Origin of the sequence: Qipengyuania gaetbuli, from assembly GCF_009827315.1 — a bacterium.
Taxonomy (GTDB): Bacteria; Pseudomonadota; Alphaproteobacteria; order Sphingomonadales; family Sphingomonadaceae; genus Qipengyuania; species Qipengyuania gaetbuli.
In genome coordinates this window covers 447,217-471,685 of record NZ_WTYF01000004.1, presented here as the reverse complement: position 1 = coordinate 471,685, position 24,469 = coordinate 447,217, and the positions used below count along the sequence as shown (strand labels likewise).

Sequence of the window (24,469 nt, the reverse complement as noted above, 5' to 3'; positions counted from 1 at the left end):
CCATAAAGCCTGCGTCGCCAAGGGCAAGGTGTCGCGTCAGTCGTGGACTGCGCGCACCAGCGGACCGAGCACCGGCGAGCCCCCCAGCCACTCGAGCTGCGTTTTCGCGCAAACCTCGTTGATGGCCGCCTGCGGGATGCTGCCGCCACTTACCGGAACGCGGACCGGGCGGGTGCCTGAGGGCATCGCGAGGATTCGGGCCATGGCATGCGGGATGTCCATCGGATCGGCGCTGCGACCCGAGCCGTCCTCCTCGCCCATCCGCGCAACGACCTGCGGATAGCCCGAGGTGTGGCGTTCTCCCGCCCGTGCCTTCAGTTCGCCCGAATAGACGTTGCGGTTGACCCAGACCTTTGTCGGATAGCCGCCGGGTTCGATCACCGTGACCTCGATATTGTGCGGCACCAGCTCGTAGGCGAGCTGTTCGAACATCGCCTCCACCGCGAACTTGGTGGCGGAGTAATGGCCGGAGAAGGGCACCATCACCCGGCCGAGCTGGCTGGATATCGCGAAGATATGGCCGCTCTTCTTGGCCCTCATCCCGGGCAGCACGGCGCGGGTTAGGCGATGATAGCCGAAGACGTTGGTATCGAAAGCCAGCATGGTCGCTTCCATGTCCTGCACTTCGACCGGGCCGGTGATGCCCACGCCCGCATTGTTTACAAGGACGTCCATCGGTCCGCCGGCAATCTCTTCAGCCTTGGCGACGGCATCGCGCACCATGTCATCGTCCAGCACGTCGAGTTCGAGGACGTGCAGGTCGAGGTTCTTCTCGGCCGCCAGCTTTTCAAGTTCTGCGCCTTCAGGGCGGGGCAGGTTGCGCATGGTGGCAAACACCTTTGCGCCGAGTTCGGCGAAATGGATCGCGCTCAGCTTGCCGAAGCCGCTCGAACAGCCGGTGATGAGGATGGCCTTGCCCGACAGGTCTGGCGGGCTTGGGAGTGTCTCGCCCTTCGCCTTGGTGGCAGCGGCAGCAAATGCGCCCGTTGCGGCGGCTCCGGCGAGCAGGGTGCGGCGGTCGATGGCAGGCATGTGCGTCTCCTCTCTGGCAGGAGGTCGATAGCGCATGAAGCCGGAATCGAAAACGCCGACCTCTTTCGAGGCCGGCGCTTCGTGTTTCGCTGGAAAAGCGTCAGGAGGGGCTTATTCGCCACCTTCTGCTGCTTCTTCCTCTTCGCCTGCGTCATCGCCGGCATCCTGCTCGGTGGCCGGAACGTCGGCAGCGGCGGCTTCTTCGCCTTCGCTTTCGCTACGCTTGAGCGCCGAGGGAGCGACCAGCGTCGCGATGGTGAAGTCGCGGTCGGTGATGGCGCTTTCGGCGCCGGCCGGCAGGGTGACTTCGCTGATGTGGATCGAATCGCCGACATCCTTGCCGGTGACGTCGATTTCGATTTCGCTCGGGATCTTGTCCGCGTCGCAGATCAGGTCCAGCTCGTGACGGACGATGTTCAGAACACCGCCCTTCTTCAGGCCGGGGCTCTTCTCTTCGTTGGCGAAAACAACCGGAACGTTGACTTCGACCTTCGCGCCCTTTGTCAGGCGGAGGAAGTCGACGTGCTCGGGACGGTCATTGACCGGGTGAAGCGACACGTCCTTGGGAAGGGTCTTCAGCTTCTTGCCGCCCAGTTCGATCTCGACGATCGAGTTCATGAAGTGGCCGGTGTTGAGCTGGCGCACCAGTTCCTTGGCCTCGACGTGGATCAGGGTGGGTTCTTCCTTGCCGCCGTAGATTACGGCGGGGACCCGGCCTTCGCGGCGCAGTTGACGGGAGGCTCCCTTGCCAGCCCGTTCGCGCGCCTCGGCCGGAAGGGTCAGAGCATCGCTCATGTCGCTTACCTTTCGAATGCGTTTGAGTAGTTCGGTCCGCCACGCCTCCAGGGATGACCATGACGCCGAAGGGCGCGCGTATAGCGGCATCGGGCGCAAAAGCAAGCGCGAAGGGTTACTGGATGCGGCGCACCGAATATCCGCGCGCTTCGAGCAGGGCGGGCATCCCGTCCGGGCCGAGCAGGTGGCCGGCCCCCACGGCTATGAGCGGCCTGGGCGCTGCCGTGAGCAAGTTTTCGATCTGCGCGGCCCAGGTCCGGTTTCGCTCGACCAGCAGGACTTCGCGCAGTTCCGGATCGGCGAGCATGCCTTCGCCGGTAATTTCCTCCAGCCTGTCCAGGTCGCCCCTCGACCAGATCAACGCAAGGTCGGGACGCTCGGATGGGGCACGGTCAACTTCCTCGAGAACCGATACCAGCAAGTCGCGCTGGTCTTCCTCGGGTAGGCCGTCGAAGATGGCCAGCTGCGGTCCGGCGCCTTCGAGTTCGAATATCTCGCGGCTCGCGAAATCGCCCAGCAGGACCTTGTCGGCCCCGTATTCGGCGGGATGGATGCGCCCGAACTGTGCCAGCGCAAGCGCCGCTGCCCAGGTTTCCAGCCCGTCGAGCGCGTTTGCAGCCATGTCGTTGCGCTTGAGTAGGTTGCGCAGCCGCTCGCGCTCGACCGGACCCAGCCGATCTTTGACGGGTGGCAAATGGCGGCGGTCGGTTGCCAGCGCCTGGAACTGCGCCTCAAGGGCGGACCGGTCGTCGAGGCCCGATACCTCGACGACCAGCAGGTCCGCATCTTCTTCGATCCGGTCGAACCGATCCGATCGCCAGTCGAGGTCTTCAGGCAGGGCATGGACCGTGCCGAACAGCCAGCCTTCCAGCGCGCCGGTCTCGTCGGTAATTTCCCACAGGGCCGGATAGGCTTCGCCAGCTTCGGCGACGTCCTGCGGCTCCTGCTGGCACGCGGCCAGCAGGAGCATCAGCGTCAGGACGAAATGCCTGGTGCTCACCTTACCCGGCTCACCTCGATGCCGCGCCCGGACAGGTAATCCTGGACGCTTTTCTGGCCGGCAAGGTGACCAGCGCCCACGGCGATGAAGACTGCGCCGGGCGTGTCGAGACGCTCATCGATCCACTGTGCCCAGCGTTCGTTGCGCTTGTAGAGCAGGGCATCGGCGAGCGTGGGGTCGGACAGGCCCATGTTCATGATTTTCGCCAAATCGTCGGCATCGCCTTCCATCCATTCCGCGACCATCTGGTCCATCATGTTGACGATGGCCATGGGATCGCGCGCAGACGACATCAGGAATTCGACCTGCGCATCGGCAGGCAGCGTATCGAAGATGTCGATCTGGCTCTGCAGCGTCTCCAGCGCGGCGCGGGTGCGATCGGGCCCCGCTTCGGTGTCGATGACCTTCTCCACGCCGCTTTCGGGGTTGTAGCCTTGCTGCAAGAGCGGAAGCACTGCCAGCGTCATCCCTGCAAACCACGGTTCGAACCGGTCGAACGCACCCGGCGGAAGGCCGAGCTTGCCCAAGGCGGCTTCGTAAACGGCGCGGTCCTCGTCACTGAGCGTATCGCGCAGGGACTGGTCCTGCGGCAACATGGCCTTGGCAGCGATGGCCATCTGGCTCGACGGATCCTCCATCTCGCCGGCAGTGATTTCGGTGACCAGCGTGTCGGAGCTGTTCAGCGCATTGGCGATGTCCGGGCGCAGCCAGTTCACATCGTCGGGCAGGGCATGGACGGTGCCGAAGAGATAGATCGTCGTATCCTCGTCGGCGACTTTCCACATGGCCGGACCATTGGGTTCGACCTTGGCTGCAACTGCGGGTTCGGCCTTTGTCGTGGCGCAGGCCGGAAGGGCAAGTAGCGCCAGGGCCGAGGAGGCAGCAAGGGCGGCATTGCGAAGTTTCATCGTAGTAATTCCTTGGCGAATCGGTGTTGCTGCATTCCGGCTCAGTCTGCACGGCGGATTTGCCAGACCACGCCCCAGACGGAAATGACGATCAGGTAGACAATCATCGGGTCCTGCGGCGGGAGGAGTCCTGCGCGGGTGAGTATCCACCAGGTCGGTGCGATGAAGCCGTAGGCATAGATTGCGGCGACGGCGCCCTTGCCCGAAGCGGCACGTTCGAACTCGTCTGCATTGCGGAACCAGTGGTAGGCGAGCAACGGCAGCAAGAGGACATAAGCGCCGACCACGAAGAGGGCAGGGCCTAGCGGGATCGGTCCGTTGCTGAATACGCCGCCTTCTCCAGTCTGCAGTTCGGTCAGGGCAAGGACGAGCCCGATCACGCCGCCCAGCACGCCCGAGGCAATCAGCGCCCAGTTCGCGCGCCTGGTCTTGGGCGACATCGGTTCGCCGAAGCGCATGTCCGGGCGCAGGCGGTAGACGAGGTATGCACACAGGGCGCAGGCGGCCACACCGCCGGCGAGAAGTCCAGCTGCCTTCATGCTCAGGTGGCCATGCTTGATCGCCGCTCCCGATACGCCCACCACGAAGCCGAGCGCGAAGATCGCGGCGATCCCCAGCAGGATAAGAAGCAGCACGCCGCCGATTTTGGCGAGAAAACCGCCGTTGGCGGGCATGTCGATATCATTCGTGTCCGTCATCGAAGATCTCCTCGATTGGAAGGTTGAAAAGGCGCGAGATACGAAAGGCGAGGGGCAAGGACGGGTCGTGCTTGCCTGTCTCGATGGCGTTTACGGCTTGGCGCGAGACGTCGAGCCGGGCGGCCAGTTCGGCCTGGCTCCAGTCGTTCATCGCGCGAAGCACCTTGAGGCGGTTGTTCATGCGGTCTCCTTGTCCGGTTACGCCGTGCCGCGCAGGCGGGCCCACGCATTGGCGATGAAGAAGGAAGCGATGATCACCATTTCGCTGGCGTCGCTGGCGTCGATATCTTGCCCGTTCTCGATGCCCATCAGTCCGTCGATGAACCCCTCGGTGAAAGGCAGGAAGATGAGTACCGCGGCCGTGATTATGAACGCGGTGCTGGTGCCGGCCCGCCATATGGCTGCCACATATTCGTCGGCATTGCGCGTCACGAACATGGTGATGATAGCGACGAACAGGGTCATGATGGCCACGAAGTTCACTGTCTCGGGCAGGGTCACCAGTTCCGTCGATCGTACGACCAGTGCGATGAAGGCCGTCAATGCGAGCAGGGTCGCAATATTGTGGCGACGAACCGCTTTTTCGCGTTTCGTCAGTGGTTTGGCGGTCATGTCCGTCAGTCCCTGTTTAGTAGATCGGTGATCCGCCGGGGCGCCGTTGTCGCGTGACGCCCCGGCGAAAGCGGGTCAGCCCTGCACATCGAGTTCGATGGCGGCGAAACGCTGGCTGCGGGCAGCGTCGATGACGTAGGCCACCTTGGGCGCGGCATCGGCCTTGGCGGCGAGGCGGCAGGCGGTTTCCTGGCGGCGGAGTTCGGCATCGTAGCCGTCGACGCGGCACATCCGGCGAATGGCCTGGTCCATGCGCTTGTCGAGCTTGTCCTGACCAGCCTTGGTGGAAAGATCGAGGTCGGTGATGTTCACGGTTGCGAACGGTGCGTCCTGGGCCATGGCGGCCGAGGGAATGGCGAACAGAGCGGCGGCGATAACGAGGGTCTTTTTCATGTCAGGTCTCCAGCTTGGATGTTGGGTCCAGTGGTTAGGTCAACCTTCCTTTGTGTCAGGTTGTGGTGACTATATGTCCTGATTCGCTGACAATGTCAACACTACCTGACATCATGTCGTGACTACCTGTCTTCAGCGGGTGATTTGCAGGCGGCCATTGACCCTTTTTCGCGCTTCCTCCATTGCGCCGCGCCATGGACCGTAATCCGCGCAAATCCTTCCAGGACATGATCCTCTCGCTCCACGATTTCTGGAGCGCGCATGGCTGCCTCATCCTCCAGCCCTATGACATGCGCATGGGGGCAGGGACCTTCCACACGGCGACCACGCTGCGTGCGCTGGGTCCGGAACCGTGGAATGCGGCTTTCGTGCAGCCCTGCCGCCGTCCGACCGACGGCCGCTATGGCGAGAATCCGAACCGGCTGCAGCACTATTACCAGTACCAAGTGATCCTGAAGCCGAGTCCGCCTGACATCCAGGACCTCTACTTGAAGAGCCTCGAGGTGATCGGCATCGATCCGCTCAAGCACGATATCCGCTTCGTGGAAGACGACTGGGAAAGCCCGACGCTGGGTGCGTGGGGCCTGGGCTGGGAAGTCTGGTGCGACGGGATGGAAGTCACCCAGTTCACCTATTTCCAGCAGATGGGCGGCTTCGACTGCAAGCCGGTTGCGGGCGAGCTGACCTACGGTCTCGAACGCCTCGCCATGTACATCCAGGGCGTGGACAACGTCTACGATCTCGACTTCAACGGGCAGGGCGTCACTTATGGCGACGTCTTCCTCGAGAACGAGAAGCAGATGTCGAAGTGGAACTTCGAGGTCGCGGAGACGGATGCGCTGTTCGACCTGTTCAACAAGGCCGAGGCCGAGTGCAAGAACGCGCTCGCTCATAATGTTCCCATCGCCGCCTACGAGCAGGCGGTGGAGGCCAGCCACATCTTCAACCTCCTTCAGGCGCGCGGCGTGATCAGCGTGCAGGAACGCGCCAGCTATATGGGCCGCGTCCGCGACCTCGCGCGCGGAGCCTGCGAAGCGCATATGGAAAAGGAAGCGCCCGTGTGGGCCGAGAAATATCCGGAGTGGTCGAAATGAGCGACTTCCTCCTAGAGCTGCGCAGCGAAGAAATTCCCGCCCGCATGCAGACGGGTGCGCGCGACGAACTTGAAAAGCTGTTCCGCCGCGAAATGGAAGCCGCCGGCGTCACGGTCGGCGATATCACCGTATGGTCGACTCCCCGCCGCCTCGCGCTGATCGCACGCGGCCTACCTGAAGCCACCGAGGCGGTGAGCGAAGAAGCCAAGGGACCGCCCGAAGGTGCACCCGACCAGGCGATCGAAGGCTTCTGCCGCAAAAACGGCGTGACCCGCGACCAGCTGGAACTGCGCGACGTTAAGGGACGCAACACCTATTTTGCGGTGATCGAGAAGCCGGGCAAGGCGACCAAGGACCTGCTCGCCGAAGCGATCCCCGGGATTGTCCGCGATTTCAGCTGGCCCAAGTCGATGCGCTGGGGCGCTGCCTCCATCAGCACAGAAAGCTTGCGCTGGGTTCGCCCGCTCTCGGGCATCGTGGCGCTGCTGGGTGAAGATGTGATCGATTGCGAGGTGCATGGTGTCAAGAGTGGCCGGGAAACTGCCGGCCATCGCTTCCATGGCATCAGGAAATCCGATTCGAAGCCGCGCAATTTCGGGCTGCCGGTCGAGTTTTTCAAAGACAAGAACCCAACGGTTTTGAACAGTAACGGCATGATCGAAATCGGTACTCCCGACGACTATCAGCGAAAGCTCTTTGATGCTCATGTGATTGTCGACCACAGGCTTCGCGAGGAAGAAATCAGGATTGGCGCAATGGCCGCCGCGAAGGGTGCAGGTCTCAAGCTGGTAGAGGACGAAGGGCTGGTGGTCGAGAACGCCGGCCTCACCGAATGGCCGGTCCCGCTGCTCGGGCGGTTCGAAGAGGATTTCCTTGAGGTTCCGCCCGAGACGATCCAGCTGACCGCACGGGTAAACCAGAAGTATTTCGTCTGCGAGGACGAGGCGGGCAATCTCGCCAACGCCTTCATCTGCACCGCCAATATCGAGGCGGAAGACGGTGGCGCGCGCGTGGTCGACGGCAACCGCAAGGTCCTCGCCGCCCGCCTGTCCGACGCGCGCTTCTTCTGGGACGTCGACCGCAAGAAGACGCTCGAGCAGCACGCCGAAGGCCTCAAGCGCATCACCTTCCACGAGAAGCTGGGCACCGTCGCCGACAAGGTCGAGCGCGTGGCGAAGCTGGCGCGCTGGCTAGTCGAGGAAGGCGTGGTCAAGGGCGCAGATGCGGACATGGCCGAACAGGCCGCGCGCCTCGCCAAGGCCGACCTCGTCACCGAAATGGTGGGCGAATTTCCCGAACTGCAGGGCCTGATGGGCGGCTATTACGCCCGCGCCGAAGGCCTGCCCGATGCCGTCGCCGACGCTATCCGTGATCACTACAAGCCGGTAGGTCAGGGCGATGATGTGCCCACTGCGCCGGTAACGGTGGCGGTGAGCCTGGCGGACAAGCTGGATACGCTGCGCAGCTTCTTCTCCATCGACGAGAAGCCGACCGGCTCGAAAGATCCATTCGCGCTCCGCCGTGCTGCCCTTGGTGTCATCCGCATCGTGCAGGACAACGACCTTCGCTTCGGGGTCGCACAGGGCGATCTGCTCGAATTCTTCGCCGACCGCCTCAAGGTCCAGCAGCGTGAGGCGGGCGTCCGCCACGACCTCATCGACGCGGTCTTCGCGCTCGGCGGCGAGGAAGATCTCGTCCGCCTGCTCGCCCGGGTGAAGGCGCTCCAGTCCTTCATGGACACCGAAGACGGCGCCAACCTGCTCGCCGGCTACAAGCGCGCCGCCAATATCCTCAAGAAGGAAGACTGGCACGGCGCGGAAGGCGAAATCGCACGCACGGGCGAGGAAGACCCGCTGGCGCTGGTCGACGATCCGGACATGAAGGCGGTGATCGATGCAAAGATGGCCCTCCGCCATGCGAAAGAGCTTTCCTACGAGCCGGAACCTGCCGAAAAGGCGCTTATAGATGCCTTGGCGACTTCTGAACCGGCGGCATCGCAAGCCATTGAAGCGGAAGACTTCTCCGGCGCCATGGCGGCTCTCGCCAGCCTTCGTGCACCGATCGACCGCTTCTTCGACGAAGTGACGGTAAACGCGGATGAAGAAAACAAGCGGGCACATCGCCTCGACCTGCTTGCAGCCTTCCGTGCTGCAGTGCACAAAGTCGCCGACTTCAGCCGGATCGAAGGCTGACCCGATTTTTGCGCATGGACCGTGTTCCATGTGTTCCAAGCTGTAGGAACTGCCCTGATGAGTAACGACACGGTCTTCACCTTCGGCGGCAATGCACCGCATACGAATGCAAGGCAGAAGGACAAGACCGTCACCGGCGGCAAGGGCGCGAACCTGGCCGAAATGGCGAGCATCGGCCTGCCGGTCCCGCCTGGCTTCACCATCGCGACCGAGGAATGCCTAAAGTACCTCGCCGAAGGCGGCGACTTCTCGGACAGGCTCCGCGCCGACGTGGCAGAAGCGCTGGCCCATATCGAACGCACCGTAGGCAAGGGCTTCGGCGATGCGTCGGACCCACTGCTTGTCTCGGTCCGTTCGGGCGCGGCCGTGTCGATGCCGGGCATGATGGACACCGTCCTCAACCTCGGTCTCAACGACGAGACGGTGAAGGGGCTTGCCTCCGCCTCGGGCGATGAACGCTTTGCCTGGGACAGCTATCGCCGCTTCGTCCAGATGTACTCCGATGTCGTCCTCGGCCTCGACCATGGCCTGTTCGAGGAAGCGCTCGAAATCGCCAAGGAAGATGCAGGCTATTACGCCGATACCGAAATGACCGCCGACGACTGGAAGTCGCTGGTCGCCGAGTACATGCGCATCGTCGACGAGGAGCATGACGCCCCGTTCCCGCAGGACCCGACCGAGCAGCTCTGGGGCGCGATCCGCGCTGTGTTCGACAGCTGGGACAGCGAACGCGCCAAGGTCTATCGCCGCCTCAACGACATTCCGCACGACATGGGCACCGCCGTGAACGTGCAGGCGATGGTGTTCGGCAACATGGGCGATACCAGCGCCACGGGCGTCGCCTTCACCCGCGATCCCTCGACCGGAGAGCGTGCCTATTACGGCGAATGGCTGGTCAATGCGCAGGGCGAGGACGTGGTCGCCGGCATCCGCACGCCGCAGTATCTCACCAAGGCCGCGCGCGAAGCCGCCGGTGCCAAGCCGCTGAGCATGGAAGAGGCGATGCCCGAAGCCTATGCCGAGCTCGCCCGCCTGTTCGATCTGCTGGAGCGGCATTACCGCGACATGCAGGACATCGAGTTCACCGTGCAGCAGGGCAAGCTCTGGCTGCTCCAGACCCGCAACGGCAAGCGCACCGCCAAGGCCGCGCTCAAGCTGGCGGTCGACATGGTGGGTGAAGGCCTTATCGACGAGAAAACCGCGATCCTGCGGGTCGACCCGATGGCGCTCGATCAGCTGCTGCACCCGACGCTCGATCCCAATGCACCGCGCGATGTGCTGACCACGGGCCTGCCTGCCTCGCCTGGCGCGGCGAGCGGCAAGATCGTGCTCGATGCCGACACGGCGGAAGTGTGGGCCAACCGCGGCGAGAAGGTGATCCTCGTACGGGTCGAGACCAGCCCGGAAGACATCCACGGCATGCACGCTGCGACGGGCATCCTGACCGCCCGCGGCGGCATGACCAGCCACGCAGCCGTGGTCGCACGTGGCATGGGGCGCCCGTGCGTTTCCGGCGCATCGCAGGTCGCCATTGCCCGCGAAGGCCGCATGCTCACCATCGGCAATCGCGAGCTGAAGGAAGGCGACACGATCACCATCGACGGCGCCAACGGCCAGGTCATGGCGGGCGAAGTCGCCACGATCGAACCGGAACTGGCCGGTGACTTCGGTGTGCTGATGGAATGGGCCGACAGGCACCGCCGGATGCGCGTGCGCACCAATGCGGAAACCGAGACCGAATGCCGCATGGCACGCCAGTTCGGTGCGGAAGGCATCGGCCTGTGTCGGACAGAGCACATGTTTTTCGACGCGGATCGCATCAGCCTCGTGCGTCAGATGATCCTCGCCGAAAACGAGGCTGGCCGGCGGGCCGCGCTCGACCAGTTGCTGCCCGAACAGCGCGCCGACTTCGTCAAGATCTTCGAGGTCATGGCAGGCCTGCCGTGCACCATCCGCCTGCTCGACCCGCCGCTGCACGAATTCCTGCCGCATGGCGATGCCGAGTTCGAGGAACTGGCCAGGGCCACCGGCAAAAGCGTCGACCAGCTGCGCCGCCGCGCGGGCGAACTGCACGAATTCAACCCCATGCTTGGTCATCGCGGGTGCCGCCTCGGGATAACCTATCCCGAGATCTACGAGATGCAGGCGCGGGCCATCTTCGAAGCCGCGTGCGAAGTCGCCAAGGCGAGCGGCGAAGCTCCGGTGCCGGAGATCATGATCCCGCTGGTCGCGACGAAGCGCGAGCTGGAACTGCTCAAGGACGTCGTCGATCGCGCTGCGAAATCGGTGTTCGCGGCTTCGGGCTGCACGGTCGACTATCTCGTCGGCACGATGATCGAACTGCCGCGCGCCGCGCTGATGGCGGGCGAGATCGCGGAAGTCGGCGAGTTCTTCAGTTTCGGCACGAACGACCTGACCCAAACGACGCTAGGCGTAAGCCGCGACGATGCGGGCCGCTTCCTCACGACCTATGTCGACAAGGGCATCTTCGCCCGCGATCCTTTCGTCAGCCTCGATGTCGAGGGTGTCGGGCAACTGGTCGAACTGGCGGCAGAGCGGGGCAGGGCGACGCGCGAAGGGCTCAAGCTCGGCATCTGCGGCGAACATGGCGGGGACCCGGCCAGCATCGCTTTCTGCGAAGAGACCGGCCTCGATTACGTCAGCGCCTCGCCCTACCGCGTGCCGATTGCCCGGCTCGCAGCGGCGCAGGCCAGCTTGCGTAAGGCGCCTGCCTAGTCCTTCCAGCCCGTCAGGGTCAGGATTTCGAAGGCCTCGGTCACGCGGCCCTGCTTTCCGGCACCTTCCAGGAATGCAGTCCGGGCCCGCTCGAGGGCTGTGCGGGAGAGCGGCGGAGCCTGTGTCGAAAGGTTCGAGGTGAGGCCTTGGTCCCGCAAGTCGGAGACGAGGCGGTCGAGCGAGGAGAAAGCCACCTCGAGCGTACGGCTGTCGACCACCTGCCGCCGGAACAGCGCCCGCTGTAGCAGGGCCGATGCCGCGGCATTGTCGACCAGCGGATGCATCCGCGGTGCTGGCCTGTCGGGCTCTGCTGCGATCATGGCGCGGCGCAGGTTTGGAAGGGACCCGGCCCCGATCAGGCTGGCGATCAGGATGCCGTCCCTTGCCAGCGCGGCGCGCAGATGCAGAAGGGCTCCCGGAAGGTCGTTCACCCGTTCGAGCGAGGCAAGGCTGACGATGAGGTCATAGCTGCCGGAGGGAAGAGGGGCTTCCTCGTCCAGCTGCCGCACATCGGTCTCTTCGACCTTGGCACCATTGCCGCGCAGGGACAGCGCCAGCGTTCCCGTCCAGTCGCCGATCACAAGGACGCGTGTAGGCGACAGGCGCATGAATTCGAGCCGTTCGAGCACGTCTTCCACCATGTCGTCCATGATGTAGCGTGCCGCATCGCGCTGCGACTGGCGCACCAGCGCTCGACGTAGTCCGGCCATGCGGCGAGGACGCGAGAAAATGCGGGGAGGGAACCGTGTTTCCATTGCGCAGGCCCCTGCCGCCCTTGCCAGCGCGATGCAAGCACGTCATCTCGGCAAGAATGGGGAAAGCGCGACATTTCAGGAGGATAATGCGCGATGGTGCAGCGCCGATCGTCGACCTCGTCTACCCGCCACGTTGCCCGGCCTGCGGCGAGGGAATCGGCGAACAAGGGGGGCTATGCGCCGCCTGCTGGGAAGACATCGCCATCCTGACCGATCCCTCCTGTGCCGCGTGCCAGCGGCCGTTCGGTCCGTCAGGAGTGACGGAAGGCGGACTCTGCCTGCCCTGCATGGCGAAGCCGCCCTTGCATGACGGCATCGCTGCCGGAACTCTCTACACGGAAACCTCCCGCAAGCTGGTGCTCGCATTCAAGCACGGCGGGCGGATCGCCATGGCGCCGATGCTGGCCCGGCTCATTGCGGCGCGGGTTCCGCCCGGATCGCCCGAGAGGGTTATCGTGCCGGTGCCGCTACACCGGTGGCGGTTGTGGCGGCGCGGTTTCAACCAGGCCGCCCTGCTGGCGCGCGAGCTGGAGAAGCTCGGTTGCGGCACCCTTTCTGTGGACCTGCTGCAGCGCCACAAGGCTACCGAGAGCCTCGGCGGTAAGGGGCGTAAGGAGCGCGAGAAGGTTCTATCGGGAGCGATTGCCCTGTCGGGAAAGGAGGGCTGGCAGGTGCAAGGACGCGATGTGCTTCTGGTCGATGACGTTCTCACCAGTGGCGCGACGTCTTCGACTTGTGTGAAAGTCCTCAAGAAAGCCGGCGCGCGGTCGGTCAGCATCGCCTGCTTCTCGCGGGTACTCGACGAAGCGCTCGACCATGCTGCCTAAACGAAACGCCCGGGACCTTGCGATCCCGGGCGCCACGTGACGAAATACACCGGACCGGCCTTGCGGCCAAGATGCAGCCCCCCAGCATGCATCGGGTCCTATCCCTCATCGTTACCGGATGCGCCGCGCAAATACCCCCGCGCGGCCGCGTATCCGGGACCCCCAAAACCCGAGCATTCTGCGAAAGCCCGCGATCCGGTTGACAGGCCTCACATTGCCTGCAGGAAGGAACATTCCTCAAACGGGTCGATCATTGAATAGCGTTCTGCCGAGAGTGTCGATTTTGAAACCCGCTTGTGGTTATCCTGCAACAAGCTGTCGTATTTTTACAAAACGGAACACGAAACATGGCCGAAGTCTCCATCCAGCGCGAAACGGGGCAGGCATTCATGCCCAAGTTCGATGCCAACGGCCTGCTCAGCGCAGTGGTGGTGAACGTTGCGACTCGCGAAATACTGATGGTCGCTTTCATGGACGAGGAAGCCATTGCGGCGACGCAAAGCACCGGGCTTGCCCACTTCCATTCGCGTTCGCGCGGCAAGCTCTGGCAGAAGGGCGAAAGTTCCGGAAACGTGCTGAAGGTGCGCGAAATCCTCGTCGACTGCGACCAGGACGCGCTGATCCTCGTGTGCGAACCTGCGGGGCCGACTTGCCACACGGGTGCGACCAGCTGTTTCTATCGCAGGCTGGAAGACGGTGTTCTCCAACCCGTCAAGACTTGACGCTTACGTAAACGTTGCGGTAGAGGGGGCTCATGGCTCAACCGCTTCAAAACACGCCGTCGAATGACGAAACCGACCGTCGCCATGCCGGCGCCCATCTGGAGCGTCCGGACAAGCTCGAGCGGGAACAGTTTTCGATTTCCGATCTCACCAGCGAGTTCGAGTGCACCGCGCGCGCCTTGCGTTTCTACGAAGACGAAGGGCTGATCGCCCCCTCGCGCGTCGGTCTTACCCGCATCTACTCAAAGCGTGACCGCGCGCGCTTGGCCTGGATCATGCGGGCGAAGAACGTGGGCTTCTCGCTCACCGAGATCCGCGAGATGATCGACCTCTACGACCTCGACGACGGCCGCGCCGAACAGCGCCGCGTGACGCTGGAAAAGTGCCGCAAGCACGTCGCCAAACTGAAGGCCCAGCGCGCCGACATCGACAGCTCGATCAAGGAACTGACCGAGTTCATCACGCTTGTCGAAGAGCAGCTGGACTGAATTCGCTTTCCTCCCCGGCGAGAAGCCAAAGCCAAAGATAACCTCTCTCCAAGGACCCAACATGCCCGTTTACACCGCACCCACCCGCGACACGCGCTTCATCATCAACGAAGTGCTCGACCTCGCCAGCTACGGAAACCTTCCGGGTTTCGAAATGGCGACCGACGATGTCACCGATGCCGTGATCAACGAAGGCGGCAAGTTCTGTGCGGAAGTCCTCGCTCCGCTCAATCGCATCGGTGACGAGCATGGCTGCGTGCGCAACGAAGACGGTTCGGTCACGACGCCTCCGGGCTTCAAGGAAGCTTTCGACCAGTTCCGTGAAGCGGGCTGGGGTACGCTGGCCCATTCGGAGGAATTCGGCGGCCAGGGCATGCCGCATGTTCTTGGCTTCGTGATGGAAGAGTTCATCTCCAGTGCCAACCAAGCTTTCGGCATGTATCCGGGTCTCACCAATGGTGCGATTTCTGCGCTGGTTGCCAAGGGTTCGGACGAGCAGAAGGCGATTTACCTGCCCAAGATGGTATCGGGTGAATGGACCGGCACGATGAACCTAACCGAGCCGCACTGCGGCACCGACCTTGGCATGATCCGTACCAAGGCTGTTCCGAACGGTGACGGTTCCTATTCGATCACCGGTACGAAGATCTTCATCTCGGCCGGCGAACACGACATGTCGGAGAACATCATCCACCTCGTGCTGGCCAAGACGCCGGGCGCCCCGGACAGCACCAAGGGCATCTCGCTCTTCGTCGTGCCGAAGTTCCTCGTCAACGACGACGGTTCGGTCGGTGAACGCAATGGCGTGATGTGCGGCTCGATCGAGCACAAGATGGGCATTCACGGCAACTCGACCTGCGTGCTCAACTATGACGGTGCGACGGGCTGGATGGTCGGCGAAGAGAACAAGGGCCTCGCCGCCATGTTCATCATGATGAACGCCGCGCGCCTCGGCGTCGGCATCCAGGGCCTCAGCCAGGCAGAGGTCGCCTACCAGAACGCCGTCGCCTACGCGCTCGACCGTCGTCAGGGCCGTGCCCTGTCCGGTCCGGCAGAGCCCGAGGCGCAGGCCGACCCGATCTTCGTCCATCCCGACGTTCGCCGGATGCTCATGGATGCGAAGGCCTTCACCGAAGGGATGCGCGCGCTCGCCCTGTGGGGCGGCCTGCTGGTCGACCTGACGCACAAGGCGCAGACCGAGGAAGAACGCGAGCAGGCCGATCTCCTGCTTGGCCTGATGACCCCGGTCATCAAGGGCTACGGCACCGACAAGGGCTATGAAGTCGCCACCAACATGCAGCAGGTCTTCGGCGGCCACGGCTACATCGAGGAATGGGGCATGAGCCAGTTCGTGCGCGATGCCCGTATCGCCCAGATCTACGAAGGCACCAACGGCGTGCAGGCGATGGACCTTTGCGGCCGCAAGCTGGCCCAGAAGGGCGGCGCAGCAGTCCAGGCCTTTTTCAAGCATGTCGGTGAGGAAATCGCCGCCGCCAAGGAAATCGATGAACTCAAGGACATGGCCGAGCAGCTGGAAAAGGCCCTCGGCCAGCAGCAGGCCGCGACCATGTGGTTCATGCAGAACGCGATGCAGAACCCGAACCATCTCGGCGCGGGCGCACATCATTACATGCACATCATGGGTATCGTGACGCTGGGCCTGATGTGGCTGAAGATGTCCAAGGTCGCGCACGCCAAGCTGGACACTGCCGGCGACGACAAGGCGTTCTACGAACAGAAGCTGGCCACCGCGCGCTATTACATGGACCGCTACCTACCGGATGCTGGCGCATTGCGTCGCAAGCTGGAAGCGGGTTCGGACAGCCTGATGGCACTGGGCGAAGAGGCATTCGCTACTGCCGCCTGATCGGGTCTTACCCCAAAAGCAAAGGGCGCCCCCCGCGAGGGAGGCGCCCTTTCTTTTTGTCCTTCCGGCTTACTCGGCAGCCGCGTCGGCGCTGTCCGATCCGAGCTTGGCATTCTTCACATATCGGTCGAACCAGTCGATCATTTCGGCCAGCGTGTGGAGGATATTCTCTCGCCCGCGATAGCCGTGGCTTTCATGCGGCAGCATGACGAGGCGAGCAGTGCCGCCCGTGCCCTTGATCGCAGCGAACATGCGTTCCGACTGTTCCGGGAAGGTGCCGGAATTGTTGTCCTTCTCGCCGTGGATCAGCAGCATCGGCTCGTTGATCTTGTTCGCCGCCATGAAGGGCGAAAGCTTGTAATAGGTTTCCTGCGCATCCCAGAACACGCGGCGTTCCGACTGGAAGCCAAACGGGGTGAGCGTGCGGTTGTAGGCACCCGAGCGGGCAATGCCTGCGCGGAAGATGTCGCTCTGGGCCAGCAAGTGCGCAGTCATGAATGCGCCGTAGCTGTGGCCACCCACGCCGACACGGTAGCCGTCACCGAAGCCGAGCCGGACCGTTTCGTCCACGGCAGCCTGGGCCGATGCTACGATCTGTTCGATGAAGGTGTCGTTCACCGTCTCCGGGTCGCTGCCCACGACCGGCATCGCCGCGCGGTCCATGATGGCATAGCCCTGCATGAGGAAGAACAGGTGCGAATAGCTGCCGACGCGGGTGAAGCGGTAATTGGAATCGCGCACCTGGCCTGCGGTGGAGGCGTCGTTGAATTCCTGCGGATAGGCCCAGACGACCACCGGCAGCTTGTCACCTTCCTTGTAGTTCGGCGGAAGATAGAGCGTCGCGGTCAGGTCCACGCCATCGTCGCGCTTGTAGGTGATGAGTTTGCGTTCGACGCCGCTCAGTTCGGGGTGCGGATCGGGGAAGTCTGTCAGGAAACGCGCCTCACCTCCGCTGTGGAGGCGAATATTGCCGGGATCGGACGGACTTTCGTAATAGGTGATGAAGCGGCTGCCGTCGTCGGCGATGACATCGAGCACGCTTTCGTAGCTTTCGCCCGAATTGCGCCAGAGCTCGGCGGTCTCGAGCGTGGCCAGATCCCAGCGCCGCAGGAAGGGGCGATTGCCCTCGGGGCTGGCACCCTGTCCCGACAAGAGGAGCGCGCCATTGTCGACGATGGCAACACCGTAACCTGCGTCGTTACGCTTGGTCAGCGGGCTACCCGGATCGTTGTAGGCATCCTGCACATTGCGCAGGTTGAGGACGCGCGGTTCGGCCGTGCCGGTCACATCGACCAGCGTCTGGCGCACTTCGCGCGTGTCGCGGTCGTATTCGACGAGGATCATGTCGTCGGTGTCCTCGAGGCCGAGGCTGCCGACATAGCGGTCTTCCATCGTCGCGATGCGACGGCCTTCTCCGGTGAAGGGGGCGCCAAGCACGAAAACGGCGTCGCGTTGGTCGGTCTTGACCCGTGGATCGCCCCCGTCGAGCGCTTCCGCCCAGATAACCAGCGCATCTTCATTGGGATGCCAGCCGATCGAGCGGCGTCCGGTCTCCACGCCCTGCACGGGCAAATTGTCGATCAGCGGACGTTCGCGGATCAGGCTGACCAGCTTGCTATCCATCGTGTAGATGGCCGTTTTCATCGGGAAGCTGCTGTAGGGAACCTGGTAGGAGAACGGCTTCTCGATCCACGTCGCCATCAGGTACTTGCCGTCGGGCGAGGGTGCCGCACCGAGGTAGATTTTCGGTTCGAGCAGTTTCTTCGATTTGCCGGTAGTCGGATCGATGATGACGGGCTGGCTGGTGGTCAGCCATTCAAACAGCGCCTCGTCATAAGGATTTTCGAGCATGTCCTGATAGGTTCGGGTTTGCGCTTCCTCGCCGCCCGCCGCATCCTGGATCGCGGGACCGCTGGGCGTGAGCGATTCCACCGGCATGGGGCCACGCTTTTCGGGAATGGTCAGCGCAAGGACGCGGCCATCGGCAAGGAAGCGCGGCTCGGCGAAAATGGCATTGAGACCGCGATCGAGCAGCGTAGAGACCTTGGCGCTCTTCACGTCCATGACGTGTAGCGACATACCGTCCGCATAAGTGTTGCTGAAGACGACCTTGTCGCCGTCCTTCGACCAGCCCACTTCGGAAATATCCGCTTCGGGCGGCAGGGCGACCTTGCGCGTTTCGCCCGTGGCGATGTCCTGGATGGAGAGGCCCACGACATTTCGCGGGTTGTGCACGTCATTGATCGAGACATCGAGCCTGAGGCCGGCAAGGCGCTCCATCGGCTTGGCGATTTCCGACACCGGGGGAAGTGCTTCGCGCTCCATCAGCAGCATGGTCGTGCCGTCGGGCGAGATGGATACCGAGGGCGAGGGGGCCCGTGTAACGATATCGGCGATGGCCGGCGGCGGGGTGTCGTAAGTCGATTGCGCGGCGAGCGGCGTGGCAGCGGTTGCGATCGCAATCGCGACCAGGCTGGAAAAGCGATACATGTCAGTCCCCCAAAAGATTTGGCGGGACCAGCCTAAAGCCTTGTCTCGAAACGCCAATGCAATTGGCAGGGACGGGGGCGCCTTTCGTCGAAAAGCGCCCCTGCCTCAAATTACTCGGTCGGGAGGAAATCGGGTACCGAAAGGTAGCGCTCGCCCGTGTCGTAATTGAAGCCCAGAACGCGGCTGCCCGCAGGAAGATCGGGGAGTTTCTGCGCAATGGCGGCGAGCGTGGCGCCGCTCGAAATGCCGACAAGCAAGCCCTCGGTCACAGCGCAGCGACGCGCCCATTCCTTGGCGTCTTCCGGGTCGACCTGGATGGCACCGTCGATCGACTGGGTGTGCAGGTTCTCGGGAATGAAACCAGCGCCGATACCCTGGATCGGGTGAGGTCCGGGCTGTCCGCCATTGATGACGGGCGATAGCGTCGGTTCGACTGCAAAGGCCTTCATTGCGGGCCAGCTTTCCTTCAGCACCTCGGCGCAGCCCGTCAGGTGTCCGCCGGTGCCGACGCCGGTAATCATCACATCGACCGGCGTATCGGCGAAGTCGGCGAGGATTTCCTTCGCGGTCGTGCGCTTGTGGACTTCGAAATTGGAAGGGTTGTCGAACTGGCTCGGCATCCAGGCGCCTTCGGTCTGCTCGACCAGCTCCTGTGCGCGGGCAATCGCGCCCTTCATGCCGCCTTCCTTGGGTGTGAGATCGAACTTTGCCCCATAGGCGAGCATCAGGCGGCGACGCTCGATGCTCATGCTCTCGGGCATAACCAGCACGAGGGTATAGCCCTTGACCGCTGCGGCAATGGCGAGGCCGATACCCGTGTTTCCGCTGGTCGGCTCGATGATCGTGCCGCCCGGCTTGAGCCGGCCGGATTTCTCGGCATCCTCGATCATGGCGAGGCCGATGCGGTCCTTTATCGAACCGCCCGGATTGGCGCGTTCGTTCTTCACCCAGACTTCGTGGTCGGGGAAAAGGCGCGCGAGGCGGATGTGGGGCGTGCCGCCGATGGTTTCGAGGACGGACTGGGCTTTCATGGGGTCTGCTCCTGCAGCTTTCCGGTGGGGGTATCTTCCTGCAATTCCTCGGGCGGGTCAAAGGTCCGCGTCGTTCGCAGGACGGGGAAAATTTTCGACCAAAGCGCGACCGTCAGGATCGCGCCGCCGCCGCCGCCGACCACAGCCGCGACCGGCCCGATGGCATAGGCGAGGCTGCCCGAGAAGAAATCGCCGAATTCGTTGGAAGCGCTGATCGTCAGCAGGCTGACCGAAGAGACGCGGCCGCGCTTGTCGTCAGGCGTATGGAGCTGGATCAGTGACTGCCGGATATAGACGCTGAACATGTCCGCCGCGCCGACGATGAACAGCATGGCAAGGCTGAGCGGCATGGACGTGGACAGGCCGAAAACGATCGTCGCTGCGCCGAAAATGGCGACGGCCCACAGCATCTTGGGTCCGACATTGTTCTGCAGGGGACGGAAAGAGAACCACAGCGCAGTCAGCGCCGCACCCACGGCGGGGGCCATGGCAAGCTGGGCGAGGCCGGTTTCGCCGACCTCGAGGATGTCGCGCGCGTACACCGGGAAAAGCGCCGTGGCGCCGGCCAGGAATACCGCGAAGAGGTCCAGCGTGATGGCGCCGAGCACCATCTTGTTGCGTACGACGTAGCGCAGGCCTTCTACCATCTGGTGGATCGGCCGCTTGTTCGCCTCGCGCGGTGGCTGGGGCACCTTGCCGATGAGCGACAGCGCGGTCATCGAGACCAGGAACAGGACCCCTGCCGCGGCATAAGGCGAGAAGGGCTCGATGGCGTAGAAATAACCGCCCAGTGCGGGCCCAACGATCATGCCGACCTGCCAGGATATGCTCGACAGGGCTATGGCATTGGGAAGGATCGCCTTGGGCACGAGGTTGGGTGCAAGGGCGGAAAGCGCAGGGCCGGAGAACGCGCGCGCTATGCCGAGCAGCACCGCAATACCGAAGATCCAGGCCAGCGAAAGCTTATCGCTCGCCGTCAGCCAAGCGAGCAGTACCGCGCACACGAATTGGAGTGCTACCGTCAGGCGAGCGAGGTTGCGCCGGTCGAAATGGTCTGCCGCCCAACCGGAAAACGGGGTCAGGATAAACAGGGGGACGAATTGGAGCAAGCCGATCAGGGCCAGCTGGCCAGACGCCTCTGCCACGCCCATCCCGCCGTCACGTGCAATATTGTAGGTCTGCCACCCGATGATCAGCATCATCGCGTACTGGGCCAGCGTCATCGAAAGGCGCGAAATCCAGTAGGCGCGGAAATTCGCGATGCGCAGCGGCGATGTGTCGGGGGAAGGGGGCGTGTCGGTCTCTCTCACGCCCAACGCATGGCAGGCGCCCCTTCGCTTGTGAAGAGACGCCTGCTTGCGCGTTCAGAAATGAATGTTGGGCAGCCTAGCGCAGGCGGCGCAGGCGCGGGTTCGGCTGCAGCGTGTCGATCAGCGACAGGAAGTCGTCGACGCGAATGATGCGCTCGAACTGGAAACCGGCGCGATTGTCGCGGCTCCAGATGCAATAGGCTTCGATGCGGCCGATGACGGGCAGGCGAACCACGACGCGGTCGCCGCGCGCAACGTCCTGCGCATCGTCGATCATGAACCCGTTGGCCGAGATATTCGCAATATGCATGCGCATATCACCACGGCTGTGGTGTTCGGCGATAACCGGGTGGTCGACCGGATGGCGCGCCAGGCGGCGCTGGTCGGTGACGCTGAGTTGTGCTCCGGCACTCATGCGAGACGATCCCTTGCTTGTGACAAACTCTATCCCTGCAACTTGCCCGCAAAAGGCAAATATCCGGTTAACCGAACTTGCAGAGTGAGAATGTTCTCAGCGGCGCAGGATCGCGTGCTTCTTCTTGCCCAGCGAAAGCTTGACCTCGCCGCCTTCGGAAATCTCCACCAGATGGCCGGGATCGCTGACCGTTTCGCCGTCAAGCTTGACCGCGCCTTCGGCCAGCTTGCGCTTGGCTTCGCCGTTCGAGGCGGTGAAACCCAATGCCGTCAGGGCCGCGCCGATGCGCACGCCTTCCTCGCCCACCGACAGGGTCGGAAGATCCTCGCCAGCGCCGCGACCGGCAAAGGTTTCGGCTGCGGTTTTTTCCGCCAGCGCAGCAGCTTCTGTCCCGCGGACAAGCTTGGTCACCTCGTTGGCCAGAACGGTCTTGGCGCTGTTGATCTCGGCCCCTTCCAGCGCCTCGAGGCGAGCGACCTCGTCCAGCGGAAGGTCGGTGAACAGGCGCAGGAAACGGCCCACGTCGCGGTCGTCGACATTACGCCAGTACTGCCAGAAATCGTAGCTCGGCAGCTGCTCCTCGTTGAGCCAGACGGCGCCTGCGGCGGTCTTGCCCATCTTGGACCCGTCGGCGGTGGTCAGCAGCGGGGTGGTCAGGCCGAACAGGTCGCTGCCGTCCATCCGGCGAGCCAGTTCCATGCCGTTGACGATATTACCCCACTGGTCGCTGCCGCCCATCTGCAAACGGCAGCCGTAACGCTGTGCCAGCTCGCGGAAGTCGTAGGCCTGCAGGATCATGTAATTGAATTCGAGGAAGGTCAGCGGCTGTTCGCGCTCGAGCCGCAGCTTGACCGAATCGAAGGTCATCATACGGTTGATCGTGAAATGCGGCCCGACATCGCGCAGCAATTCGATATAGCCGAGCTGGCTCAGCCATTCGTCATTGTTCACCATGACCGCATCGGTCGGCCCGTCTCCGAAGGTCAGCAGGCGTTCGAACACTTTGCGGATACCGGCGATGTTCGCGTCGATATCTTCGTTGGTGAGCATCTTGCGGCTTTCGTCCTTGCCGGACGGATCGCCCACCTTCGTCGTGCCGCCGCCCATCACCACGATGGGCTTGTGTCCAGCCTGCTGGAGGCGGCGCAGCATCATGATCTGCACTAGGCTGCCGACATGCAGGCTTGGCGCGGTGGCATCGAAGCCGATATAGCCGGGCACCACCTGGCTGGCGGCGAGGGCGTCGAGTCCCTCCACATCGGTGACCTGGTGGATGTAGCCGCGCTCTTCGAGCACGCGCAGGAGTTCGGATTGGTGACTGCTCATGACAGGCCGCCCGCTAGCAGGAACGAGGCCCCGTGCAAACGCATGAACTGATCGCGCATCCTGCCTTTCCACCCCTGGAGGTGTCGGGCGTGCAGGCACGGATCATCGGCCGGGATGCCGATTGGCTGAGACTTCGCTGGCGCGTGGAGGGTTCTTCGCGCCTCGTCGTGCCACAGTTCGCGGGCAGGGGCAGGGCCGATGACCTCTGGAAAACCACCTGTTTCGAATTGTTTATCAATCCCTTGGGAGGCGAAACTTACTCGGAATGGAATCTCTCGCCGTCCGAGCGATGGAACGCTTACGACTTTTCCGGCTACCGAGACGGCCTGTCCGAACGACCCGTTCCTCGGGAGCCCGCGTGCACCATGCGGCTCGGCAGCAGTTTCGCGATTTTCGATGCTGCGCTCCCCAACTCTGCCTTGCCTGATGCCCAGAGCGCGATGGGCCTGACCTGCGTGATCGAGGAAGTAGGCGGCATTAAGAGCTTCTGGGCGATGGATCATGGGAAAGATCAGCCGGATTTCCACGATGCGTCTTGCTTCAAGGCGGAGCTTGGGCCACCCAACGCGGCATGAAATTCGGTATCGATCGCCTGCTCACACAGGCCGAGCTTCGCGCCCCCCTTGAAGGTAAGCGTGTCTCGCTTGTCGCGCATCCGGCGTCGGTCACGGCGCAGCTCGACCATTCGCTCGAAGCACTGGTTGCGCGCGGTATCAATGTCACCTCCGCTTTTGGCCCGCAGCACGGGCTGAAAGGCGACAAGCAGGACAACATGGTCGAAACCGCGGACGAAACCGATCCGCGCCACGGCATCCCCGTATTCAGCCTATATGGCGAGGTGCGCCGTCCGACCGGCCAGATGATGAGCACAGCGGACGTCTTCCTGTTCGATCTGCAGGACCTCGGCTGCCGTATCTACACCTTCGTGACGACTTTGCTCTACCTGCTCGAGGAAGCGGCAAAGGGTGGCAAGGAAGTCTGGGTTCTCGACCGCCCCAATCCCGCTGGGGGACCAGTCGAGGGCACGCTGCTGGTTCCGGGGCAGGAGAGTTTCGTCGGCGCGGCGCCGATGACGATGCGCCACGGCATGACCATGGGCGAGATGGGCCGCTGGTTCGTCAACCATTTCAAGCTCGACGTAGACTATCGCGTGATCGAGATGGAAGGCTGGAAGCCCGGAAAGGCCCCTGGCTACGGATGGCCGGAAGACCGTGTCTGGATCAACCCCAGCCCCAATGCCGCCAACGTCAACATGGCCCGCGCCTATGCCGGCACTGTCATGCTGGAAGGCACCACGCTGAGCGAGGGCAGGGGTACCACCCGCCCGCTGGAGGTCCTGTTCGGCGCACCCGATATCGATGCACCCGCGGTCCTTGCGGAAATGCGCCGGCAGGCCCCGAGCTGGTTGCGCGGCTGCGCCTTGCGCGAATGCTGGTTCGAGCCGACCTTCCACAAGCACGCAGGAAAGCTCTGTAATGGGTTGATGATCCACGCAGAAGGTCCGTTCTACGACCATCATGAATTCAAGCCATGGCGGCTTCAGGCACTTGCCTTCAAGGCTATCCGCACGCTCTATCCGGACTACGAGATCTGGCGTGACTTCCCCTATGAATACGAGTTCGACCGCCTTGCGATCGACGTGATCAACGGCGGGCCGTCACTTCGCGAATGGGTGGACGATAGCGAGGCCGAGGCGGGCGATCTCGACGAAATCGCTTCCCGCGACGAAGCTGCATGGCGGGACACCATCGCGCCGCACCTCATTTATAGCTGACTGG

At 63.2% G+C, this 24,469-nt stretch carries 23 protein-coding genes; 9 read left to right on the top strand and 14 right to left on the bottom strand.

Annotated features, from left to right (window positions below; genetic code table 11):
* Window positions 1-36: 36 nt before the first annotated feature.
* The 8 genes from GRI42_RS04600 to GRI42_RS04565 form a co-directional block, all read right to left on the bottom strand.
* The gene (locus GRI42_RS04600) at window positions 37-1,032 is read right to left on the bottom strand and encodes an SDR family oxidoreductase (protein WP_160607168.1); all 996 of its coding nucleotides are present in this window, start codon (window positions 1,030-1,032) and stop codon (window positions 37-39) included.
* Window positions 1,033-1,143: 111 nt separating this feature from the next.
* Window positions 1,144-1,827, bottom strand: coding sequence for a 50S ribosomal protein L25/general stress protein Ctc (locus tag GRI42_RS04595; protein WP_160607167.1), 684 nt, complete (start codon window positions 1,825-1,827; stop codon window positions 1,144-1,146).
* 115 nt (window positions 1,828-1,942) lie between these two features.
* On the bottom strand, window positions 1,943-2,827 hold the full coding sequence (locus GRI42_RS04590) for a TraB/GumN family protein (protein WP_160607166.1): 885 nt from the start codon (window positions 2,825-2,827) through the stop codon (window positions 1,943-1,945).
* Complete coding sequence (locus tag GRI42_RS04585) at window positions 2,824-3,735, bottom strand: TraB/GumN family protein (protein ID WP_160607165.1); 912 nt, start codon at window positions 3,733-3,735, stop codon at window positions 2,824-2,826. The genes GRI42_RS04590 and GRI42_RS04585 overlap by 4 nt, the downstream gene beginning before the upstream one ends.
* A gap of 41 nt (window positions 3,736-3,776) precedes the next feature.
* On the bottom strand, window positions 3,777-4,433 hold the full coding sequence (locus GRI42_RS04580; protein WP_160607164.1) for a hypothetical protein: 657 nt from the start codon (window positions 4,431-4,433) through the stop codon (window positions 3,777-3,779).
* Entirely contained in the window at window positions 4,417-4,614 is a 198-nt protein-coding gene (locus GRI42_RS04575; protein ID WP_160607163.1) for a helix-turn-helix transcriptional regulator, read from the bottom strand. Before GRI42_RS04575 ends, GRI42_RS04580 begins: the two co-directional genes overlap by 17 nt.
* A gap of 17 nt (window positions 4,615-4,631) precedes the next feature.
* A complete protein-coding gene (locus tag GRI42_RS04570) occupies window positions 4,632-5,045 on the bottom strand; it encodes a hypothetical protein (RefSeq protein WP_160607162.1) in 414 nt (137 codons plus the stop codon).
* A gap of 75 nt (window positions 5,046-5,120) precedes the next feature.
* Window positions 5,121-5,438, bottom strand: a complete 318-nt coding sequence (locus GRI42_RS04565; RefSeq protein WP_160607161.1) for a UrcA family protein — start codon at window positions 5,436-5,438, stop codon at window positions 5,121-5,123.
* Between the two features lie 194 nt (window positions 5,439-5,632).
* Between GRI42_RS04565 and GRI42_RS04560 the strand changes: the two genes are divergently transcribed.
* From GRI42_RS04560 to ppdK, 3 genes are read left to right on the top strand one after another with little or no spacing between them, the layout of a single operon-like run.
* On the top strand, window positions 5,633-6,532 hold the full coding sequence (locus GRI42_RS04560) for a glycine--tRNA ligase subunit alpha (protein WP_160607160.1): 900 nt from the start codon (window positions 5,633-5,635) through the stop codon (window positions 6,530-6,532).
* The gene (gene glyS, locus GRI42_RS04555; protein ID WP_160607159.1) at window positions 6,529-8,724 is read left to right on the top strand and encodes a glycine--tRNA ligase subunit beta; all 2,196 of its coding nucleotides are present in this window, start codon (window positions 6,529-6,531) and stop codon (window positions 8,722-8,724) included. The genes GRI42_RS04560 and glyS overlap by 4 nt, the downstream gene beginning before the upstream one ends.
* A 57-nt stretch (window positions 8,725-8,781) precedes the next feature.
* Entirely contained in the window at window positions 8,782-11,460 is a 2,679-nt protein-coding gene (ppdK, locus tag GRI42_RS04550) for a pyruvate, phosphate dikinase (RefSeq protein ID WP_160607158.1), read from the top strand.
* On the opposite strand, the gene GRI42_RS04545 is transcribed toward ppdK, so the two are convergent.
* Window positions 11,457-12,215: a methyltransferase domain-containing protein gene (locus tag GRI42_RS04545; RefSeq protein ID WP_160607157.1), complete on the bottom strand. Its 759-nt coding sequence runs from the start codon at window positions 12,213-12,215 to the stop codon at window positions 11,457-11,459. The two genes, ppdK and GRI42_RS04545, sit on opposite strands and share 4 nt — an antisense overlap.
* 86 nt (window positions 12,216-12,301) lie before the next feature.
* Here GRI42_RS04545 and GRI42_RS04540 point away from each other — a divergent pair, with 86 nt between their 5' ends.
* The 4 genes from GRI42_RS04540 to GRI42_RS04525 all read left to right on the top strand — a co-directional run bounded on the left by GRI42_RS04540 (window position 12,302) and on the right by GRI42_RS04525 (window position 16,119).
* Window positions 12,302-13,042 carry a ComF family protein gene (locus GRI42_RS04540; protein ID WP_234033833.1) on the top strand — a complete coding sequence of 247 codons (741 nt, stop codon included), beginning with the start codon at window positions 12,302-12,304 and terminating at the stop codon, window positions 13,040-13,042.
* 347 nt (window positions 13,043-13,389) lie between these two features.
* The gene (gene hisI, locus GRI42_RS04535) at window positions 13,390-13,764 is read left to right on the top strand and encodes a phosphoribosyl-AMP cyclohydrolase (protein ID WP_160607155.1); all 375 of its coding nucleotides are present in this window, start codon (window positions 13,390-13,392) and stop codon (window positions 13,762-13,764) included.
* A 32-nt stretch (window positions 13,765-13,796) separates the two neighbouring features.
* The gene (locus tag GRI42_RS04530) at window positions 13,797-14,252 is read left to right on the top strand and encodes a MerR family transcriptional regulator (RefSeq protein WP_160607154.1); all 456 of its coding nucleotides are present in this window, start codon (window positions 13,797-13,799) and stop codon (window positions 14,250-14,252) included.
* Between the two features lie 61 nt (window positions 14,253-14,313).
* Window positions 14,314-16,119 (top strand): acyl-CoA dehydrogenase C-terminal domain-containing protein, encoded by a 1,806-nt coding sequence (locus GRI42_RS04525; RefSeq protein WP_160607153.1) that lies wholly within the window; start codon window positions 14,314-14,316, stop codon window positions 16,117-16,119.
* A 69-nt stretch (window positions 16,120-16,188) separates the two neighbouring features.
* Here GRI42_RS04525 and GRI42_RS04520 read toward each other — a convergent pair whose 3' ends face one another.
* The 5 genes from GRI42_RS04520 to tyrS form a co-directional block, all read right to left on the bottom strand.
* Window positions 16,189-18,609, bottom strand: coding sequence for a S9 family peptidase (locus tag GRI42_RS04520; RefSeq protein WP_160607152.1), 2,421 nt, complete (start codon window positions 18,607-18,609; stop codon window positions 16,189-16,191).
* A gap of 110 nt (window positions 18,610-18,719) precedes the next feature.
* Window positions 18,720-19,640: a cysteine synthase A gene (cysK, locus tag GRI42_RS04515; protein ID WP_160607151.1), complete on the bottom strand. Its 921-nt coding sequence runs from the start codon at window positions 19,638-19,640 to the stop codon at window positions 18,720-18,722.
* On the bottom strand, window positions 19,637-20,950 hold the full coding sequence (locus GRI42_RS04510) for an MFS transporter (protein ID WP_160607150.1): 1,314 nt from the start codon (window positions 20,948-20,950) through the stop codon (window positions 19,637-19,639). Before GRI42_RS04510 ends, cysK begins: the two co-directional genes overlap by 4 nt.
* A 76-nt stretch (window positions 20,951-21,026) precedes the next feature.
* Window positions 21,027-21,365 (bottom strand): PilZ domain-containing protein, encoded by a 339-nt coding sequence (locus GRI42_RS04505; protein WP_160607149.1) that lies wholly within the window; start codon window positions 21,363-21,365, stop codon window positions 21,027-21,029.
* Between the two features lie 96 nt (window positions 21,366-21,461).
* Window positions 21,462-22,691, bottom strand: a complete 1,230-nt coding sequence (tyrS, locus tag GRI42_RS04500) for a tyrosine--tRNA ligase (protein ID WP_160607148.1) — start codon at window positions 22,689-22,691, stop codon at window positions 21,462-21,464.
* Between the two features lie 32 nt (window positions 22,692-22,723).
* Between tyrS and GRI42_RS04495 the strand changes: the two genes are divergently transcribed.
* Together GRI42_RS04495 and GRI42_RS04490 are read left to right on the top strand one after the other, a co-directional pair.
* Complete coding sequence (locus tag GRI42_RS04495; protein ID WP_160607147.1) at window positions 22,724-23,266, top strand: DOMON-like domain-containing protein; 543 nt, start codon at window positions 22,724-22,726, stop codon at window positions 23,264-23,266.
* Window positions 23,263-24,465 carry an exo-beta-N-acetylmuramidase NamZ family protein gene (locus GRI42_RS04490; protein WP_160607146.1) on the top strand — a complete coding sequence of 401 codons (1,203 nt, stop codon included), beginning with the start codon at window positions 23,263-23,265 and terminating at the stop codon, window positions 24,463-24,465. The genes GRI42_RS04495 and GRI42_RS04490 overlap by 4 nt, the downstream gene beginning before the upstream one ends.
* Window positions 24,466-24,469 lie beyond the last annotated feature (4 nt).

Excerpts from the sequence above, each read along its gene's own strand:
- tyrS (WP_160607148.1), bottom strand. The coding sequence starts at position 22,691 with ATGAGCAGTCACCAATCCGAACTCCTGCGCGTGCTCGAAGAGCGCGGC.
- GRI42_RS04565 (WP_160607161.1), bottom strand. The coding sequence starts at position 5,438 with ATGAAAAAGACCCTCGTTATCGCCGCCGCTCTGTTCGCCATTCCCTCG.
- GRI42_RS04585 (WP_160607165.1), bottom strand. The coding sequence starts at position 3,735 with ATGAAACTTCGCAATGCCGCCCTTGCTGCCTCCTCGGCCCTGGCGCTA.
- cysK (WP_160607151.1), bottom strand. The coding sequence starts at position 19,640 with ATGAAAGCCCAGTCCGTCCTCGAAACCATCGGCGGCACGCCCCACATC.
- GRI42_RS04600 (WP_160607168.1), bottom strand. The coding sequence starts at position 1,032 with ATGCCTGCCATCGACCGCCGCACCCTGCTCGCCGGAGCCGCCGCAACG.
- GRI42_RS04490 (WP_160607146.1), top strand. The coding sequence starts at position 23,263 with ATGAAATTCGGTATCGATCGCCTGCTCACACAGGCCGAGCTTCGCGCC.
- GRI42_RS04580 (WP_160607164.1), bottom strand. The coding sequence starts at position 4,433 with ATGACGGACACGAATGATATCGACATGCCCGCCAACGGCGGTTTTCTC.
- GRI42_RS04520 (WP_160607152.1), bottom strand. The coding sequence starts at position 18,609 with ATGTATCGCTTTTCCAGCCTGGTCGCGATTGCGATCGCAACCGCTGCC.
- glyS (WP_160607159.1), top strand. The coding sequence starts at position 6,529 with ATGAGCGACTTCCTCCTAGAGCTGCGCAGCGAAGAAATTCCCGCCCGC.
- GRI42_RS04570 (WP_160607162.1), bottom strand. The coding sequence starts at position 5,045 with ATGACCGCCAAACCACTGACGAAACGCGAAAAAGCGGTTCGTCGCCAC.
- GRI42_RS04505 (WP_160607149.1), bottom strand. The coding sequence starts at position 21,365 with ATGAGTGCCGGAGCACAACTCAGCGTCACCGACCAGCGCCGCCTGGCG.
- ppdK (WP_160607158.1), top strand. The coding sequence starts at position 8,782 with ATGAGTAACGACACGGTCTTCACCTTCGGCGGCAATGCACCGCATACG.
- GRI42_RS04530 (WP_160607154.1), top strand. The coding sequence starts at position 13,797 with ATGGCTCAACCGCTTCAAAACACGCCGTCGAATGACGAAACCGACCGT.
- GRI42_RS04545 (WP_160607157.1), bottom strand. The coding sequence starts at position 12,215 with ATGGAAACACGGTTCCCTCCCCGCATTTTCTCGCGTCCTCGCCGCATG.
- GRI42_RS04560 (WP_160607160.1), top strand. The coding sequence starts at position 5,633 with ATGGACCGTAATCCGCGCAAATCCTTCCAGGACATGATCCTCTCGCTC.
- GRI42_RS04575 (WP_160607163.1), bottom strand. The coding sequence starts at position 4,614 with ATGAACAACCGCCTCAAGGTGCTTCGCGCGATGAACGACTGGAGCCAG.
- GRI42_RS04595 (WP_160607167.1), bottom strand. The coding sequence starts at position 1,827 with ATGAGCGATGCTCTGACCCTTCCGGCCGAGGCGCGCGAACGGGCTGGC.
- GRI42_RS04525 (WP_160607153.1), top strand. The coding sequence starts at position 14,314 with ATGCCCGTTTACACCGCACCCACCCGCGACACGCGCTTCATCATCAAC.
- GRI42_RS04540 (WP_234033833.1), top strand. The coding sequence starts at position 12,302 with ATGCGCGATGGTGCAGCGCCGATCGTCGACCTCGTCTACCCGCCACGT.
- hisI (WP_160607155.1), top strand. The coding sequence starts at position 13,390 with ATGGCCGAAGTCTCCATCCAGCGCGAAACGGGGCAGGCATTCATGCCC.